Raw genomic sequence first — 14,513 nt, 5'->3', positions numbered from 1 at the left:
ACCGGGCGTGACGGCGGAGGGGGCGCGGTCGATCAGCGCATCGGGTCGTAGCCCTCTTCGCCGTCCTCCTCGTCCTGCTCGTCATCGTCCACTTCGGAGTCCTCCGGCCGGGGGAAGGCGCGGTGGAAGCTCTCCGACACGGCGGCCACGCTCTCCGGGTCGTCGCCGACCTCCTCGCGCATGACCGCCTCGACCTGGTCGGCCAGCCGCGCCTGCGCCCTGCGCATGCACGACATCAGCTCCTCGACCAGTTGCGACGGCCGCACCTGCAGCGCGTCGGAGGCGTGCATGGCGGTGACCAGCCCGCTCTGCCCGACGGTGACCTCCACGCCGCCGTTGAGGCCGCGCTCGGTGATGGCCAGACCCGACAGCCGCCGCTGGAGCGCCTGGTAGCGCTCGACCTTCTCGGCGGCCCTGGCCGACCACTCCTCGATGCGCCGTTCGAGCGCGTCTTCCTCGACCCTGCTCAAGGCTGCCCCCTTCGAAGGAGAGGGTTGGGACGAGCGGAGCAACTGCCCGTCGCTTCCGCCGAAGTCGTGTTCAGAGTCCCGCATTCTGCTCTACCGTGACGCTGCGTGCCTAGACATCTGCCAGGAGTGTCCACGTGACGGGGAAATTCGACGTCGTGGCCGAAGAGCTCCGCGGCCACGCGCAGCACTTGCGCGGCGTGTCCGACCTGCTCGCCGACGCGCTGTCGCAGGCGCAGGGCGCGGGGACGCCGCCGGATGCCTTCGGCGTGCTGTTCACCGCCATCCCCGGCGATCTGGCGCCGATGGTCGAGCAGGCGGTGCAGCTGGTCAAGGAAGCCGTGGAGTCCGTGTCGACCACCACCGAGCTGGTGGTCGACACGGTCGCCGAGTACGACACCGTCGAGCGGGGCAACGCCGAGGCGTTCGCGCCCTGAGGAGGGCCGTGACCGACACCGAAGCCGGGTTCCGGCTGGCCGACGAGATCAACCAGGCCACCCGGTCCCTCGAACAGGCCCAGTGGGCTGATCCGGGCATCAGCGTCAAGGACGGGGCGCTGGAGGTGCTCGGCACGATCGTCAACCCGGCGCAGGCGCTGCTGGGCGCCGGGGTGTCGTGGCTGATCGAGCACGTCGAGCCGCTGCGCGAGGCGGTGGACGAGCTGGCGGGCGACCCGGCCGCGATCGCCGCCTACGCCGACACCTGGAAGGGCATCGCCGAGAAGGTCGGCCAGGCGCAGGAGCGGCTGGCCGAGGTGGTCCGGGCGGACACCGCGGGCTGGACCGGCGAGGCCGGTGACGCCTACCGCCGCCAAGCGCGCGAGCAGGAGGGCGGGCTGGCCGCGGTGGCGGCCACCGCCGCCGCCGTCTCCGCCGCGGTGCGCAGCGCGGGCGACGTCATCGGCTCGGTGCGCGACATGGTGCGCGAGCTGATCGTCGAGTGCGTCTCCACGATCCTGTCCCGATTACCGATCTGGCTGGGGCTGGTCGCCTCGACCGCGGGGCTCGCGCTGCCCGGCATCATCGCCGACCTGGTCTTCCTGATCATGGAATTCCTCTGATGGGCAGGCGCGGAACGGTGCTGAAGTCCGCGGCCACGTCCGGACGCCAGCTGCGGTCGGCCACCAAGGCCACCTCCGGCACCGCGAACAACGTCACCGGCGTGCTGCGGCGGTCCAAGCGGGTCAGCGCGGGCGGCAAGGTGGTCAAACCGCCGCCGAAGCCCGCCAAGGTGCCGAAGTTCAGCAAGACCATCGTCATCGACAGCAAGAAGTACCCCGAGTCCGCCGCCCACATCAAGGACGCGCAGAAGACACTGGGCAAGCCGTCGATCCTGACCATCGACCGCACCGGCGCGAAGCAGAACCGGAAGGACTCGCTGCGCGGCGTGCCCACCCAGCCGAAGAAGGACCGCGACGAGTACCCGCCCGCCGTCTTCAAGGAGGGCGGCAGCGGCGCGAGCATCAAGCACATCGCCTCGGGCGACAACCGGGGGTCCGGAGCGGTCATCGGGCAGGCCATCAAGGGGCTGCCCAACGGCGCCGTCATCCAGCTGATAGCCAAGTGAGCCGCTCGCTAGACTCGGCCGCTCCGGCAGGCGGCCACGACGAGGAGAACTGATGCGGACTCCGGTCCAGGACCTGCTCACCAGGGCGCACGGCCCGCTCGGCAGGCCGACGCAGGTGGACTTCGGCGTTCCGGACGGTCCGCTGGCCGAGCTGGCGCGGCTGCTCAGCCACCTCAACGGGTTCACCGCGTTCGGCTCGGCCGTGCAGGTCTACCGGGCGGGCGACGAGGGGCTGGGGCCCGAGCTGCTGTCGTGGAACACCGGAGAGCTGTGGAAGGACACCTTCGGCGGGCTGGCCGACGACTTCTTCTGCTTCGGCCAGGACGCGCTGGGCACCCAGTTCGCCGTGCTGGACGGCCGCGTGGTGCTGTTCGACCCGGAGACCGCCGACGCCGAGGACATCGGCCGGAGCCTGGACGACTGGGCGGCGTGGCTGCTGTCCGACCCGCTGGTCAACGCCACGGCCGGGCTGGTCGTGGAGTGGGAGCGCGAACGCGGCCCGCTCCAGCCCCACGAGCGCCTGGTGCCGCTGAAGTTCCTGGCGCTGGGCGGCGAGGTGGCGCTGGACAACCTGGTGGCCCGCGACGCCGCGCAGGCCATGCGCATCCGCGGGCCGGTCGCGCAGCAGCTGCACGACCTGCCCGACGGCGCGGTGGTCAGCCTCGACGTGGACGAGTGAGCACCCCGCTCACCCCTCCGCCCGCAGGTAGGCCAGCACGGCCAGGACCCGGCGGTTGCTGTCCTGGTCCGGCGGCAGGTCGAGCTTGGCCAGGATGTTGCCGACGTGCTTGCCCACCGCCGTCTCGGTGACCGCCAGGTGGGCGGCGATGGCGGCGTTGGAGCGCCCCTCGGCGACCAGCGCGAGCACCTCGCGCTCCCTGGCCGAGAGGCGGGCCAGCGGGTCGCGCCGCCTGCTGAGCAGCTGGCGCACCACCTGCGGGTCGACCACCGTGCCACCCGCGACGACCTGCCGCAGCACGCCCGCGAACTCCTCGACGTCGACCACCCGGTCCTTGAGCAGGTAACCGACCCGCTGCCCGTCGCCGGAGTCGAGCAGCTCGGCGGCGTAGCTGCGCTCCACGTACTGGCTCAGCGCCACCACCGCCAGGTCGGGGTCGGCGCGGCGCAGCTCCACCGCCGCGCGCAGCCCCTCGTCCCTGAAGCCCGGCGGCATCCGGATGTCGGTGAGCACCAAGTCCGGGCGGTGCGCGGCCACCGCCTCCACCAGCGCGCCCGCGTCGCCCACCGCGGCGACGACCTCGAAGCCGAACCGCTCCAGCAGGCCCGCCAGGCCCGCCCGCAGCAGCACCCCGTCCTCGGCGAGCACCACCCTCGTCACCGCGCGCACGGCAACTCCGCCCGCACCGCCGTCGGACCGCCGGCCGGACTGGACAGCAGCAGCCTGCCGTCGAGCACGGCCACCCGGTCGGCCAGCCCGGTCAGCCCGGTGCCCGCCGCCGGGTCGGCGCCGCCCACGCCGTCGTCGGCGACCTCCACCACCAACGCGCCGCCGCGCACGCGGGCGGTGACCGAGACGCCGGTGGCTCCGCTGTGCTTGGCGGCGTTGGCCAGCGCTTCCGAGACCACGAAGTACGCGGTGGCCTCCACCGGCGCGGGCAACCGCTCGGGCAGGTCGGCCTCGACGGCCACCGGGATGGCCGAGCGGTCGGCCAGCTCCCCCAGCGCGGCGGCCAGGCCGCGGTCGGTGAGCACGCGGGGGTGGATGCCGCGGACCAGCTCGCGCAACTCGGTCATCAGCTGCTTGGCCTGGTCGTGCGCGGCCACCACGTCGTCGTGGGCGGGCGAGTCCGGCGGCAGGTCCACCCTGGCCAGGCCGAGCCGCAGGGTGAGCCCCACCAACCGCTCCTGCGCGCCGTCGTGCAGGTCGCGCTCGATGCGGCGGCGCTCGGCCTCGAACAGGTCCACGAGCCGGGCGCGGGAACGGGACACCTCGACCAGCTCGGCGCGCAGCGGCTCACCGCCCAGCAGCGCCCGGCCCACCGCCGCGTGCGCGGCGGCCAGCAGCGCCACCGGGTACGGGGCCGCGACCAGCACGAGCGCCGCGCCCACCGCGTAGCCCACGGCCTGCTCCGGCGCGGTCAGCGTGTCGACCCCGATCACGATGGGCTCCCCGCTCAGCACCAGCAGCGGCGAGACGGTGATCACGCCGAGGATGAACAGCAGCCCGCACAGAGCGGTGGACATCAGTGCCCCGGCGCTCGCCAGCAGCACGGTGTACCCGGCTTCCCGCCACGCCGCGGCGTCGGTGTACCGCCGCGGCAGGCCGAGCCGTCGGGAGCCGCCGCCGAGCGGGCGGGTGTCCACCAGCCGCAGCCGCCACCGCTCCACCCGCGCGACAGGTGCCGCCACCACCGGCAGTGCCGCGCCGAGCAGCACTCCCCCGACCAGCACGAGCAGCAGCACCGTCTCCCACGGCACGGGGGCGGGACCGGTCGCGTTGGCCAGCGCGACGGCCCACGGCAGAGCGGGCGGGAACAGCGCGAGCGCCGCCGCACCCGCGACCACCGGCGTGCCGAGCAGGTGCGCCAGCGCGCGCCACGGCCAGGAGCCGAGCAGGAACCGGCGTCGGGTCAGCGCTTCCAGCGCCGTCTTGGGCTTCCCCCTGATCATGGCTCCGACGCTAACCGGCGGCACCCGGCGACGTCCCGCCCTCTCCGCCCACTCCCTCGGGTATGTCCAGCCCTACCCCTGTCCGGAGTTCAGGTGTAGTGACCGGAGGACAGCGCCGGTGGTCTTGTGCTGCCATGCGCGACCGCGGTCTTCTCATCTTCCTCCTGCTGGCGTTCGGACGCGCTTGGGCGGGCATGATCGGCGCCCCTCTGCTCGGCCTGTCCATCGTCAACCCGTTGGTGCAGCTGCCGTTCGCGTTCGCGCCCGCCGTCGCGGCCGTCGCGCTGGCGGCGGCGGGCGGGCCGCTGCGGGCGACTGGGCGCTGGTGGCGGTCCTGCTGGCCGTGCCGGTGCTCACCCCCGTGTACTGGGGCGAGGAGTTCGGCTGGACCGGCTACCTGCGGCAGCGCCTGCTGCCCGCGCCGGGAACAACATGGTGCTGTCGCTGTTGACCGGCCTGCTGCTGCCGGGGGTGGACGCGGCCACGACCACTCTGCTGATGACCCTGCCGGTGGTCGTCCCCAGCGCGTGGATCCTCCTGTCGGGACGGTTGCGGCCGGTCGTCACGCCGCCTCGGACGACTCGACCGCGCCGTCCCGCAGCGCCAGGCGCGAGCCGGTGAAGCGGGACCGCATCCGCCGGTCGTGGGTGACGACCACCAGCGCGCCCCGGTACCCGGCGAGGGCCTGCTCCAACTCCTCCACCAGCGCGGGCGCGAGGTGGTTGGTGGGTTCGTCGAGCAGCAGCAGGTCCACCGGTCCGCTCACCAGGCGGGCCAGTTCGACCCGCCGCCGCTGCCCGTAGGACAGCTCCCCCATGCGCAGGGTCAGGTCCCGCGGGCGGAACAGGCCCAGCGCGAGCAGGGTCTCGGCGTGCTCCTCCGGGTCGCCGCCGCGCGCGAAGGTCTCCAGCACGGTCCGGTCCGGCGGTTCCGGGGTCTCCTCCTGGCGCAGGTGCCCGACCCGCCCGTGGACGCGCACCACGCCCGCGTCCGGGCGCAGTTCCCCGGCGAGCACCCGGACGAGCGTGCTCTTGCCCGCGCCGTTGGGGCCGGTCACGAGCAGCCGTTCGCCCGGTCGCACGCGCAGCGACGGCACGCTGACCCGGCCGTCGACGCGCACGTCCTCCAGCTCGGCCACGGCGGGCGGCAGTTCCGCGGTGGCGAGCCGGGCGGTGAAGACGAGCGGGTCGGTGGGCGGCGCCACCGGGTTCGCGGTCAGCCGCTCGACCCGTTCCTTGGCGTTGCGGATGCGGCTCATCGCGCCGTGCGCGCGCCCGCGCGCCCGGAACCCACCCGCCCCGAAGACCGCCAGCGGGAGCTTGCGCGGGATGCCGCCGAGCCTGTCCGCGTTGCTGTGCGCCAACTTCCGGTTGCGGTCCAGCTCGGCCCGCCACTGCTCGTGCTCCCGCAGCCGCCGCGCGCGTTCGGCGGCCTTGGCGGTGAGGTAGCCCGCGTAGCCGTCGCCGTAGCGGGACACCGCGCCGGAGTCGACCTCCAGCACGGTGGTGGTGAGGCGTTCCAGGAACACCCGGTCGTGGGTCACCGCGACCACGGTGTCGCGGTGCGCCCGCAGGCGTGCCTCCAACCAGCCGACGGCCTCGTCGTCCAGGTCGTTGGTCGGTTCGTCGAGCAGCAGCAGCTCCGGCTGGGCCGCCAGGGTCGCGGCCAGCGCCAGGCGGGAGCGCTCGCCGCCGGACAGGGTGCCCAGCGGCCGCTCGCGGTCCAGGCCGGGCAGCCCCAGCCCGTGCAGCGCCGCGTCGACCCCGGCGTCGGCGCGGTAGCCCTCGCGCGCCTCGTAGCGCTCGACCAGCGCGGCGTAGGCGTCCAGCACGTCGTGCCCGGCCGCCAGGTCGCCCTCGGCCCGGCGCATCCGCGCCTCGATGTCGCGCAGATCCGCCAGCGCCAGGTCGACCACGTCCTGGACGGCGGCCCCCGGCGGCAGCTCCAACGCCTGCGCCAAGTGGCCCACGCCGTTCGGCGCGGCCACGGCCACCTCGCCGTTGTCCGGCCGCTCCACCCCGGCCATCAGCCTGAGCAGGGTGGACTTGCCGGAGCCGTTGTCGCCGATGACGCCGACCTTCTCCCCTGGCTTGACGGCGATGGAGACGCGGTCGAGCACGACGTGCTCGCCGTAGCGCTTGGTGACCCCGTGCAGGGCCAGTTGTGCGGTGTGAACGGGATTCCTCCTCTCAGGAGCCGTAGCCCTCGGGTGCCGGGACGGGGTGTTCGGCGGCACGACTGGTCTCCTCCCATTCCGCCCACGTGGCCATCCGCTGCCGGGTGACGTCGAAGGCGATGTCGTAGGCGGCGCTGCCCAGCAGCAGCCGCAGCGGCGGCCGGTCGCTGTCGACGAGCTTGAGCACGGCTTCGGCGGCCAGGTGCGGCAGGCTGTCCACGGAACCTTCGGCGAACTGCTCCGCCAACCGGGCGCGCAACGGCGCGTAGGCGTCGATGGGCTCGGTGGTGGCCAGCCCCTTGGTGTAGAGGTCGGTCCAGTAGCCGCCGGGTTGGACGATGGTCACCTTCACGCCGAAGTCGGCCACCTCGGCGGCCAGCGCCTCGCTCATCCCCTCCAGCGCGAACTTGCTGGCGCTGTAGAGCCCGGTGGAGGCGAAGCCCGCCAGCGCGCCGATGCTGGAGATCTGCACGATGTGGCCGCGGCCCTGGGCCCGCAGCGTGGGCAGCACGGCCTGACTGACCCACAGCGCGCCGAAGAAGTTGGTGTCGAACTGGGCGCGGGCACCGTCCTCGTCGAACTCCTCGACCATGCCCATGGCCAGGTACCCGGCGTTGTTGACGACGACGTCGAGCCTGCCGAAGTGCCGCACCGCCCGGTCGACGGCGTCGCGCACGGCGGCGCGGTCGGTGATGTCCACGGGCAGGGCGAGCACGCGGTCGCCGTGCTCGGCGGCCAGCGCTTCCAGCGCCGGGGCGGTGCGGGCCACCGCGACCACGCGGTCCCCGGCGGCCAGCGCGGCCTCGGCGAAGGCGCGGCCCAGTCCTCGACTGGCTCCGGTGATGAACCAGACGCGAGCGGTGGTCATGGTGTCTCCCTCCAGAACAAGACGAACCGTCTCGTCTTGTTGAGCACACCGTAGACGACCTCACCCACTAAAACAAGACGCGACGTCTCGTTATCGCGTCAGCCCTCGCAAGACGTGCTCCACGAGCGCTTCGGCGTACTCGTGGGTGACCGGGCCGGTGCGCTGCAACCAGCGCTGTGCCAACGGCGAGACCAGCAGGTCCACCGCGATCTCCAGGTCGGAGTCCTCGCGCAGCTGCCCGGCTTCCCGCGCCGCGCGCAGCCGCTCGACGTAGAGCTGGCGCTGCGGGCGCAGGAGCCGCTCCACCACCTCGACGCCGAGATCCTCGTTCACCGCCCCCTCGGCGGCCAGCGCGCGGAAGGGCAGGTCGTACTTGGGGTCGCCGAGCTCGTCCACGGTCGCCCGCAGGACGAGCTTGAGATCGGCCTCCAGGTCACCGGAATCCGGGATGGCGGACGCGCGGTCGTCGGCGCCCGCCGCCATCGCCGCCTGGTCCCCGAGGTCGAGGAAGGCGTCGAGCAGCACCGCCGCCTTGGACGGCCACCAGCGGTAGATCGTCTGCTTGCCGACCCCCGCCTTGGCGGCGATGCCCTCGATCGTGGTGGCGGCGTAGCCCACCTCGCCGATCAGCGCGAGGGCGGCGTCGAAGATGGCGCGGCGGGAGCGCGCGCTGCGACGACTGCGGTCCGGGGTCTTGCGCGGAGCGGTCATCACCCTACGGTACCAGGGAACGAGTCGAAACGTCTCGTCTCGTTTCTGCGGACAGGCGCTGCCCACTCGTGCGACCGGAGGGGCGGCCACAGGGGCGGCCGGACGGACGGGAGAGCCCGCACCCCCGTTCGTCCTCTGCGGACACCGGAGCCGGTTCGACACCACGTCGGTTCAGTTGTCGACCAGGGAATTCAACGACTTCCGGGGCCTCGCCGGAACAATCGGTCCTATTGTTCCGGACCGATCGGGTGCCGAAAGGGGGCGTTCTCGATCATCAGCCATCCGGGCTACTTCCTCCGGAAGATCGCCGAATCCCTTGACGCGGACGGCGGAGGGGGCAAGTATCGGTCCCATCCTATGGCGCCGTGAGCGCTGGGGAACGGGGGAGCTAAAGCTGGGTGTCGCTCGCCCATTTCCTCTCACCACTAGCGTGTCGAGGACCGTGGAGAGCACATGCCTGTCACACCGACCTATCCCGGTGTCTACATCGAAGAATTGCCCAGTCGAGTTCGCACGATCACCGCGGTGTCCACTTCGGTGACCGCATTCGTCGGATACACCTCCAGAGGCCCGGTGGACCAAGCGGTCACCATCACCGGATTCGCCGATTTCGAGCGGCAGTTCGGCGGGCTGGCGGCGAAGAGCCCGGTCAGCTACGCGGTGCAGCAGTTCTTCCTCAACGGCGGGTCGATCGCGGTGGTCGTGCGCGTCGCGTCCGGGGCGCGGGCCGCCTCGGTGGAACTGCCCAACAGCTCCTCCGACGTCGACCAGCCCGCGGGCACCGCGCTGGTGATCCGCGCCAAGGAACCCGGCGCCTGGGGCAACGGCCTGCGGGTGTCGGTCGACTACGCCACGCGCACCCCGAACGAGACCTACAACCTGCGCGTCGGCGGCGAGACCTTCAACGACGTCTCCCCCGACCCCGAGCACCCGCGCTACGTCGTGGACGTGGTCAACGCGAGCTCGGACCTGATCACCGCCGAACCGCCCGCGGGCACCGACCCCCGGCTGCGGCCCGACCCGGTCGGCACGGTGTCCGGCGCGTTCGGCGCGGAGCTGCCCGCCATCCCCGACGAGGACCTGGAGGTCAAGCTCCGCGGCGGCACCGAGACCTTCCGGACCCGCGTCCAGGGCGAGCCGGGGAACCTGGTGGCGCTGGGCCTGGCGCTGGAGCAGGCGCTGCGCGCGATCCCCGACCAGCCGGGGACCCGCACCTTCGGCGCCGCGCGGGTGACCCCCATGGGCAACCGGCTGCAGGTGGTGTCCGGCTCCGACGACCCGGCCACGGTGCTGGAGTTCAGCGGCGCGGTCGCCACCGCGCTCAACCTCAACGCCTCCCCCAACGTCACCGCCTACGCGGTCGGCGGCGAGGGCGGCCAGGCCGGCGAGGACGGCGGCCTGCCCGGACCCACCGACATCATCGGCGCGGAGAGCGCGAAGACCGGCCTGCACGCGCTGCGCGACGTCGAGGACGTCAACCTGCTGTGCCTGCCCGAGGTCTGCGGCTACCCCACGATCGACCAGCAGATCCCGGTGCTCGCCGCGGCCGAGCGGCTGTGCGTGGACAAGCGGGCGTTCCTGCTGGTCGACAGCCCGTCCTCGTGGGACACGCTCAACCGCGCCCGCGCCGAACTGCCCAGGTTGGACCCGGTGCGCAGCGACCACGCGGCGCTGTACTTCCCGCACCTGGAGCAGGTCGACCCGCTGACCGGGCGGCTGCGGGCCTTCCCGCCGTGCGGCGCGGTCGCCGGGATCATGGCGCGCACCGACAGCGGGCGCGGGGTGTGGAAGGCGCCCGCGGGCACCGAGGCCCGCCTGGCGGGCACCCGCGCGCTCACCGTGCCGCTCAACGACCCGGAGAACGGCCTGGTCAACCCGCTCGGCGTGAACTGCCTGCGGTCCTTCCCGGTGATCGGGCCGGTGGTCTGGGGGGCGCGCACGCTCGACGGCGCGGACGCGCTGGCGTCGCAGTGGAAGTACGTGCCGGTGCGCAGGCTGGCGCTGATGATCGAGGAGAGCCTGTACCGCGGCACCAAGTGGGTGGTGTTCGAGCCCAACGACGAGCCGCTGTGGGCGCAGATCCGGCTCAACGTCGGCGCGTTCCTCAACTCGCTGTTCGAGCGCGGCGCGTTCCAGGGCGTTTCCTCGCGGGAGGCCTACTTCGTCAAGTGCGACAAGGAGACCACCACGCAGAACGACATCAACAACGGGATCGTGAACATTCTTGTCGGCTTCGCTCCGCTGAAGCCCGCCGAGTTCGTGATCATCCAGATCGAGCAGATGGCCGGGCAGATCGAGGTGTGAGGTTTCGCATGGCCGAGTTCATCGTCAATCCGCAGCGGTTCGACCCGTACAAGAATTTCAAGTTCCTGGTGCTGTGGGACGGCCGCCCGGTGGCGGGCGTGTCGAAGATCAGCCCGCTCAAGCGCACCACCGAAGTGGTGAAGCACCGCAGCGGCGGTGATGCCAGCTCACCGCGAAAATCCGCCGGGCGCACCGAGTTCGAGGCGATCACGCTGGAACGCGGAATAACCCACGACGTGGAATTCGACCGCTGGGCCAACAAGGTCTGGATGGTCGGGCAGGGCCGCGGCGCGGAGTCGTCGTTGCGGGACTTCCGCAAGGACATCGTGATCCAGGTGCTCAACGAGGCGGGCCAGGTCGCCGTGGCCTACAAGGTCTACCGGGCCTGGGTCGCCGAGTACCAGATCGTCGGTGAGCTGGACGCCAACGCCAACGCCGTGGCCATCCAGAGCCTGAAGCTGGAGCACGAGGGCTGGGACCGGGACTACGAGGTCGCCGAGCCGGAAGAGCCGTCCATCCAGTTCCCGGCCTGACCATGCGCGGACCAGCGGAGCTCCTCGCGACCTGGGAGGCGGGGCTGGCGGCCGGGCCGGTCCGCCGGGCACTGCTGCTGCAGGCGCTGGCGGGCGAGCGCTCGGCGGAGCTCGCGGTCGGGGCGCGCGACCGGCTGCTGTTCGAGCTGCGCCGCGCGCTGTTCGGCGAGCGGCTCACCGGGCGGCTGGCCTGCCCGGCGTGCGGCACCGAGCAGGAGTTCGACTTCGACGTGGCCAACGTGCTGCGCACCCCGCCCGCCACCGGGCAGGAGCTGGAGGTCGAGGCGGGCGGGTGGCGGGTGCGGTTGCGCCTGCCCACCTCCGCCGACCTGCTCGCGGCGGCGGCCGACCCGCCCGCCGCGAAGGCGGTGCTGCTGGCCCGGTGCGCCCTGGCGGTGCGGCGCGACGGGCGGCCGGTCCCGGACACCCCGCCCGCCGAGGTGGTCGACCTGCTCGCCACCGCCGTGGCCGAGGCCGATCCCGCCGCCGACGTGCGGGTGGCGATGCCGTGCGTGGAGTGCGGGCAACGCAACACCGCCACCGTCGACATCGTCTCCCACCTGTGGGCCGAGCTGGACACGTGGGCGCGGACCCTGCTGCTGGAGGTGCACGCGCTGGCCCGCGCCTACGGCTGGACCGAACCCGAGGTGCTGGCGCTGAGCCCGACCCGGCGGCGGCACTACCTGGAGCTGGTCGACCATGGCTGACCACTTCGACCGCCTGCTCGCGCGCAGCGTGCCGGGCTTCCCGCCGGCCGACCCGGTGGTCCGGCCGCGACTGCCGCAGCTCTACGAGCAGCTCGACACCGAGGTGGAAGCCGAAGCGGAGGTCTGGTCCACCCCGCCCGCTCCGGTCGCGCCCGCCCCGCCGGGTGCGCGAGGTCCGCAGGGGCCGCGCGGACCGGCCGGTGACACCCCCGCCGCACCGCCGCCCGCGTCCCCGAGGCCCGCCGAGGTGAGCCCGCCCGCGCCGGAACCGGTGCCCGCGGTGGTGACCGAAACCGTCGTCAGCACCGAGCGAACGCGGCACGAAGTGGTCCGGGAGCCGTTGGTGGAGCAGCGTTCCACGACCGTGGAGGTGACCGTGCTGCCCACCGCACCGGTCGTGGTGCCCCGGCCGGTGCACACCACCGTCACCGCCCCGACGCCGGTGACCGAGCCCAGGCGGACCCCCGCACCCGCACCGCCACCCGTGATCGCGTCGCCACCGCCGCCGGTGGTGCAGGTGTCCATCGGCCGGGTCGAGGTCACCGCGGCGGAGCCGGAGCGCGGCAGAGCCCCCCGCCCGCGCGCCCGGCGTCCCGAACCGGTGCTGAGCCTGGAGCGCTACCTCGCCCGTGAGGACGACCGCCGATGAGCAACTTCCTCGCCGTGGCCACCGCCACCAGGGCGCTGCAGACCTTCCTGGCCCGCGCCGTGGCCGCGGTGGAGGTCGGCGCGACCGTGGCCACCACCAAGCCGCCCGCCGACCCGACCTCCGACGCGCTGGTGACGGTCTTCCTGTACCAGGTGGTCCCCAACGCCGCGCTGCGCAACCGGGACACCGTCACCCGCGCGGGCGACGGCACCGTGCTCAAACGGCCCCAGGCCGCGATCGACCTGCACTACCTGATCAGCTTCTACGGCGACGAGTCCGACTTCGTGCCGCAGCGGCTGCTGGGCGCGGTGGTGGCCGCGCTGCACGAGCAGCCGGTGCTGACCCGCTCCGACATCCAGGACGCGGTGAGCAGGCCGCCGCTGCTGGGCTCGGACCTGGCCGCCTCGCCCCAGCTGGTGCGGTTCACCCCGACCCAGATGGACCTCGACGACCTGTCCAAGCTGTGGTCGACGATGCTCCAGACCCCCTATGCCCTGTCGGTGCCCTATCAGGCGACCGCGGTGCTGCTGGACGGGCAGTCCCTGCCCACCTCGGGCAAACCGGTGCTGCGCAGGCAGGTCGCGGTCACCTCGTTCACCCGCCCGGTCATCGACGAGGTGCTGTCGCTGGCCCCCGACGCGCCCGAGGGCACCCCGCCCGACGACGGGCCGATCACCGCCGAGCGGCACCTGGTGCTGCGCGGCGCGAACCTCGGCCGTCCGGGATTGAGCGCGCTGGTCGGCGGGGTCGGGGCGGAAGTGGTGCGGGCGCGGGAGAACGCGGTCGTGCTGGCCCAGCCCGACGACCTGCCCGCTGGCGTGCACCCGGTGCAGCTGCGCTACGACGTGGCGATCGGCGACGCGGCGCGGCCGTGGCTGGAGTCCAACGCCGCGCCCTACGTCCGGCGGCCCAGGGTGCTGCAGGCCGCGCCGGAGGGCGACGGGGCGCTGCGGGTGGAGCTGGACATCCCGGTCCGACCCGAGCAGCGGGTCACCCTGCTGCTGGACGAGCGGGCGCCCCAGGGCAAGGCGCGCGGCCACCAGTTCACCGCCCCCTTCCCGCTGCCGCCGGGCGCCACCCAGGTGGTGCCGATCCGCGACGTCGGCGCGGGCACCTACCTGGTGCGGGTGCAGGTCGACGGCGCGGAGAGCCCGCTGACCCACGCCGACGGCACCTTCGCCGGGCCGACCGTCGACATCTCGGGATGAGCGCGGTGGGGGGCGCGGGGTTCGCGGAGGACGGCGACCGGCACCGGCGGGTGCTCCTCGCCGCCGTCGACGCCGTCCTCGCGGGCCGCGAGGAGCCCCCCGGCGACGGGCTGAGCGCCCTGGACACCGTGTGCTCGTGCTTCGGGCTGAGCCCGTTCGAGCGCAAGGTGCTGCTGCTGGCCGTCGCGGCCGAGCTGCGCCCGCAAGCGCCCGTGCCGACCTTCGCGCACGCCTTCTCCTCGTTCGACGACGCGCACTGGAGCGCGGCGGCACCGGTCGCGCCGCTGCGCCGGTGGCGGCTGGTCGAGGTCGATCCCGACCCGGTGCTGACCGCCGCCCGGCTGCGCGTGGACGAGCGGGTGCTGCACTTCCTGGTCGGCGTGCCCTACGTGGACAGCCGCCTGCACGGCACGCTGTCGCGGGTCGACGTGCCGCGCGACCTGCCGGAGTCGCACCGCGACGTGGCCGAGTCGATGGCATCGCGGTGGGCCGACGGCCCCCTGGTGCACCTGGTGGGCGCGGACCAGCAGACCCGCTGGGAGGTCGCCGCCTTCGCCGCCCGGCACGCGGGCGTGGCGCTGCACGCGATGTTCTCCGACGACGTGCCCACCTCCGCCACCGAGCGGGAGGCGCTGTCCCGGCTGTGGGAGCGCGAGGCCCTGCTGCTGCCGTCCGCGCTGCTGGTCGAGGTCA

General features: G+C 73.4%; 16 protein-coding genes and 1 pseudogene. 11 read left to right on the top strand and 6 right to left on the bottom strand.

Annotation, left to right across the window (positions count from 1 at the left end; all coding sequences use genetic code 11):
• Positions 1 to 32 precede the first annotated feature (32 nt).
• Complete coding sequence (locus IEZ00_RS12900; RefSeq protein WP_189223465.1) at positions 33 to 470, bottom strand: YbaB/EbfC family nucleoid-associated protein; 438 nt, start codon at positions 468 to 470, stop codon at positions 33 to 35.
• A gap of 134 nt (positions 471 to 604) precedes the next feature.
• Here IEZ00_RS12900 and IEZ00_RS12895 point away from each other — a divergent pair, with 134 nt between their 5' ends.
• The 4 genes from IEZ00_RS12895 to IEZ00_RS12880 are packed head-to-tail and all read left to right on the top strand — an operon-like array spanning position 605 to position 2,712.
• Positions 605 to 904: a type VII secretion target gene (locus IEZ00_RS12895; protein WP_189223464.1), complete on the top strand. Its 300-nt coding sequence runs from the start codon at positions 605 to 607 to the stop codon at positions 902 to 904.
• 8 nt (positions 905 to 912) lie between these two features.
• Positions 913 to 1,527, top strand: coding sequence for a WXG100 family type VII secretion target (locus IEZ00_RS12890; protein WP_189223463.1), 615 nt, complete (start codon positions 913 to 915; stop codon positions 1,525 to 1,527).
• Positions 1,527 to 2,033 carry a NucA/NucB deoxyribonuclease domain-containing protein gene (locus tag IEZ00_RS12885; RefSeq protein WP_189223462.1) on the top strand — a complete coding sequence of 169 codons (507 nt, stop codon included), beginning with the start codon at positions 1,527 to 1,529 and terminating at the stop codon, positions 2,031 to 2,033. Before IEZ00_RS12890 ends, IEZ00_RS12885 begins: the two co-directional genes overlap by 1 nt.
• A gap of 52 nt (positions 2,034 to 2,085) precedes the next feature.
• The gene (locus IEZ00_RS12880) at positions 2,086 to 2,712 is read left to right on the top strand and encodes an SMI1/KNR4 family protein (protein ID WP_189223461.1); all 627 of its coding nucleotides are present in this window, start codon (positions 2,086 to 2,088) and stop codon (positions 2,710 to 2,712) included.
• A 9-nt stretch (positions 2,713 to 2,721) separates the two neighbouring features.
• On the opposite strand, the gene IEZ00_RS12875 is transcribed toward IEZ00_RS12880, so the two are convergent.
• Positions 2,722 to 3,381, bottom strand: coding sequence for a response regulator (locus IEZ00_RS12875; protein WP_229795554.1), 660 nt, complete (start codon positions 3,379 to 3,381; stop codon positions 2,722 to 2,724).
• Positions 3,369 to 4,664 carry a sensor histidine kinase gene (locus IEZ00_RS12870; RefSeq protein WP_189223460.1) on the bottom strand — a complete coding sequence of 432 codons (1,296 nt, stop codon included), beginning with the start codon at positions 4,662 to 4,664 and terminating at the stop codon, positions 3,369 to 3,371. Before IEZ00_RS12870 ends, IEZ00_RS12875 begins: the two co-directional genes overlap by 13 nt.
• Before the next feature lie 325 nt (positions 4,665 to 4,989).
• On the opposite strand from IEZ00_RS12870, the gene IEZ00_RS37740 reads away from it, so the two are divergent.
• On the top strand, positions 4,990 to 5,115 hold the full coding sequence (locus IEZ00_RS37740; protein WP_268248701.1) for a hypothetical protein: 126 nt from the start codon (positions 4,990 to 4,992) through the stop codon (positions 5,113 to 5,115).
• A gap of 111 nt (positions 5,116 to 5,226) precedes the next feature.
• On the opposite strand, the gene IEZ00_RS12865 is transcribed toward IEZ00_RS37740, so the two are convergent.
• The 3 genes from IEZ00_RS12865 to IEZ00_RS12855 form a co-directional block, all read right to left on the bottom strand.
• Positions 5,227 to 6,900 (bottom strand): TlrC/CarA/OleB/SrmB family ABC-F type ribosomal protection protein, encoded by a 1,674-nt coding sequence (locus tag IEZ00_RS12865; RefSeq protein WP_189223459.1) that lies wholly within the window; start codon positions 6,898 to 6,900, stop codon positions 5,227 to 5,229.
• Positions 6,854 to 7,708, bottom strand: coding sequence for an SDR family NAD(P)-dependent oxidoreductase (locus IEZ00_RS12860; protein ID WP_209619133.1), 855 nt, complete (start codon positions 7,706 to 7,708; stop codon positions 6,854 to 6,856). Before IEZ00_RS12860 ends, IEZ00_RS12865 begins: the two co-directional genes overlap by 47 nt.
• Positions 7,709 to 7,798: 90 nt before the next feature.
• Positions 7,799 to 8,419, bottom strand: a complete 621-nt coding sequence (locus IEZ00_RS12855; protein ID WP_189223458.1) for a TetR/AcrR family transcriptional regulator — start codon at positions 8,417 to 8,419, stop codon at positions 7,799 to 7,801.
• Positions 8,420 to 8,872: 453 nt separating this feature from the next.
• Here IEZ00_RS12855 and IEZ00_RS12850 point away from each other — a divergent pair, with 453 nt between their 5' ends.
• The 6 genes and pseudogenes from IEZ00_RS12850 to IEZ00_RS36550 form a co-directional block, all read left to right on the top strand.
• Positions 8,873 to 10,723, top strand: a complete 1,851-nt coding sequence (locus IEZ00_RS12850; protein WP_189223457.1) for a phage tail sheath C-terminal domain-containing protein — start codon at positions 8,873 to 8,875, stop codon at positions 10,721 to 10,723.
• An 8-nt stretch (positions 10,724 to 10,731) separates the two neighbouring features.
• Entirely contained in the window at positions 10,732 to 11,256 is a 525-nt protein-coding gene (locus tag IEZ00_RS12845) for a phage tail protein (protein ID WP_189223456.1), read from the top strand.
• A gap of 2 nt (positions 11,257 to 11,258) precedes the next feature.
• Positions 11,259 to 11,963, top strand: a complete 705-nt coding sequence (locus tag IEZ00_RS12840) for a T4 family baseplate hub assembly chaperone (RefSeq protein WP_209619135.1) — start codon at positions 11,259 to 11,261, stop codon at positions 11,961 to 11,963.
• A complete protein-coding gene (locus IEZ00_RS12835; protein ID WP_189223455.1) occupies positions 11,956 to 12,612 on the top strand; it encodes a hypothetical protein in 657 nt (218 codons plus the stop codon). The genes IEZ00_RS12840 and IEZ00_RS12835 overlap by 8 nt, the downstream gene beginning before the upstream one ends.
• The gene (locus IEZ00_RS12830) at positions 12,609 to 13,820 is read left to right on the top strand and encodes a Pvc16 family protein (RefSeq protein ID WP_189223454.1); all 1,212 of its coding nucleotides are present in this window, start codon (positions 12,609 to 12,611) and stop codon (positions 13,818 to 13,820) included. Before IEZ00_RS12835 ends, IEZ00_RS12830 begins: the two co-directional genes overlap by 4 nt.
• Positions 13,817 to 14,513, top strand: a pseudogene (locus IEZ00_RS36550) (ATP-binding protein); the annotation flags it as partial. The gene IEZ00_RS12830 and the pseudogene IEZ00_RS36550, both read left to right, overlap by 4 nt.

This window comes from Saccharothrix coeruleofusca (genome assembly GCF_014648515.1).
GTDB lineage: Bacteria > Actinomycetota > Actinomycetes > Mycobacteriales > Pseudonocardiaceae > Actinosynnema > Actinosynnema coeruleofuscum.
The sequence above is the reverse complement of the archived record's forward strand: the minus strand, read 5'-3'. Positions and strand labels throughout refer to the sequence as shown.

Bases quoted from the DNA above. Each gene is read 5' to 3' on its own strand.
- IEZ00_RS12885 (WP_189223462.1), top strand. From the start codon at position 1,527: ATGGGCAGGCGCGGAACGGTGCTGAAGTCCGCGGCCACGTCCGGACGC.
- IEZ00_RS12880 (WP_189223461.1), top strand. From the start codon at position 2,086: ATGCGGACTCCGGTCCAGGACCTGCTCACCAGGGCGCACGGCCCGCTC.
- IEZ00_RS12870 (WP_189223460.1), bottom strand. From the start codon at position 4,664: ATGATCAGGGGGAAGCCCAAGACGGCGCTGGAAGCGCTGACCCGACGC.
- IEZ00_RS12860 (WP_209619133.1), bottom strand. From the start codon at position 7,708: ATGACCACCGCTCGCGTCTGGTTCATCACCGGAGCCAGTCGAGGACTG.
- IEZ00_RS12855 (WP_189223458.1), bottom strand. From the start codon at position 8,419: ATGACCGCTCCGCGCAAGACCCCGGACCGCAGTCGTCGCAGCGCGCGC.
- IEZ00_RS12850 (WP_189223457.1), top strand. From the start codon at position 8,873: ATGCCTGTCACACCGACCTATCCCGGTGTCTACATCGAAGAATTGCCC.
- IEZ00_RS12845 (WP_189223456.1), top strand. From the start codon at position 10,732: ATGGCCGAGTTCATCGTCAATCCGCAGCGGTTCGACCCGTACAAGAAT.
- IEZ00_RS12840 (WP_209619135.1), top strand. From the start codon at position 11,259: ATGCGCGGACCAGCGGAGCTCCTCGCGACCTGGGAGGCGGGGCTGGCG.
- IEZ00_RS12835 (WP_189223455.1), top strand. From the start codon at position 11,956: ATGGCTGACCACTTCGACCGCCTGCTCGCGCGCAGCGTGCCGGGCTTC.
- IEZ00_RS12830 (WP_189223454.1), top strand. From the start codon at position 12,609: ATGAGCAACTTCCTCGCCGTGGCCACCGCCACCAGGGCGCTGCAGACC.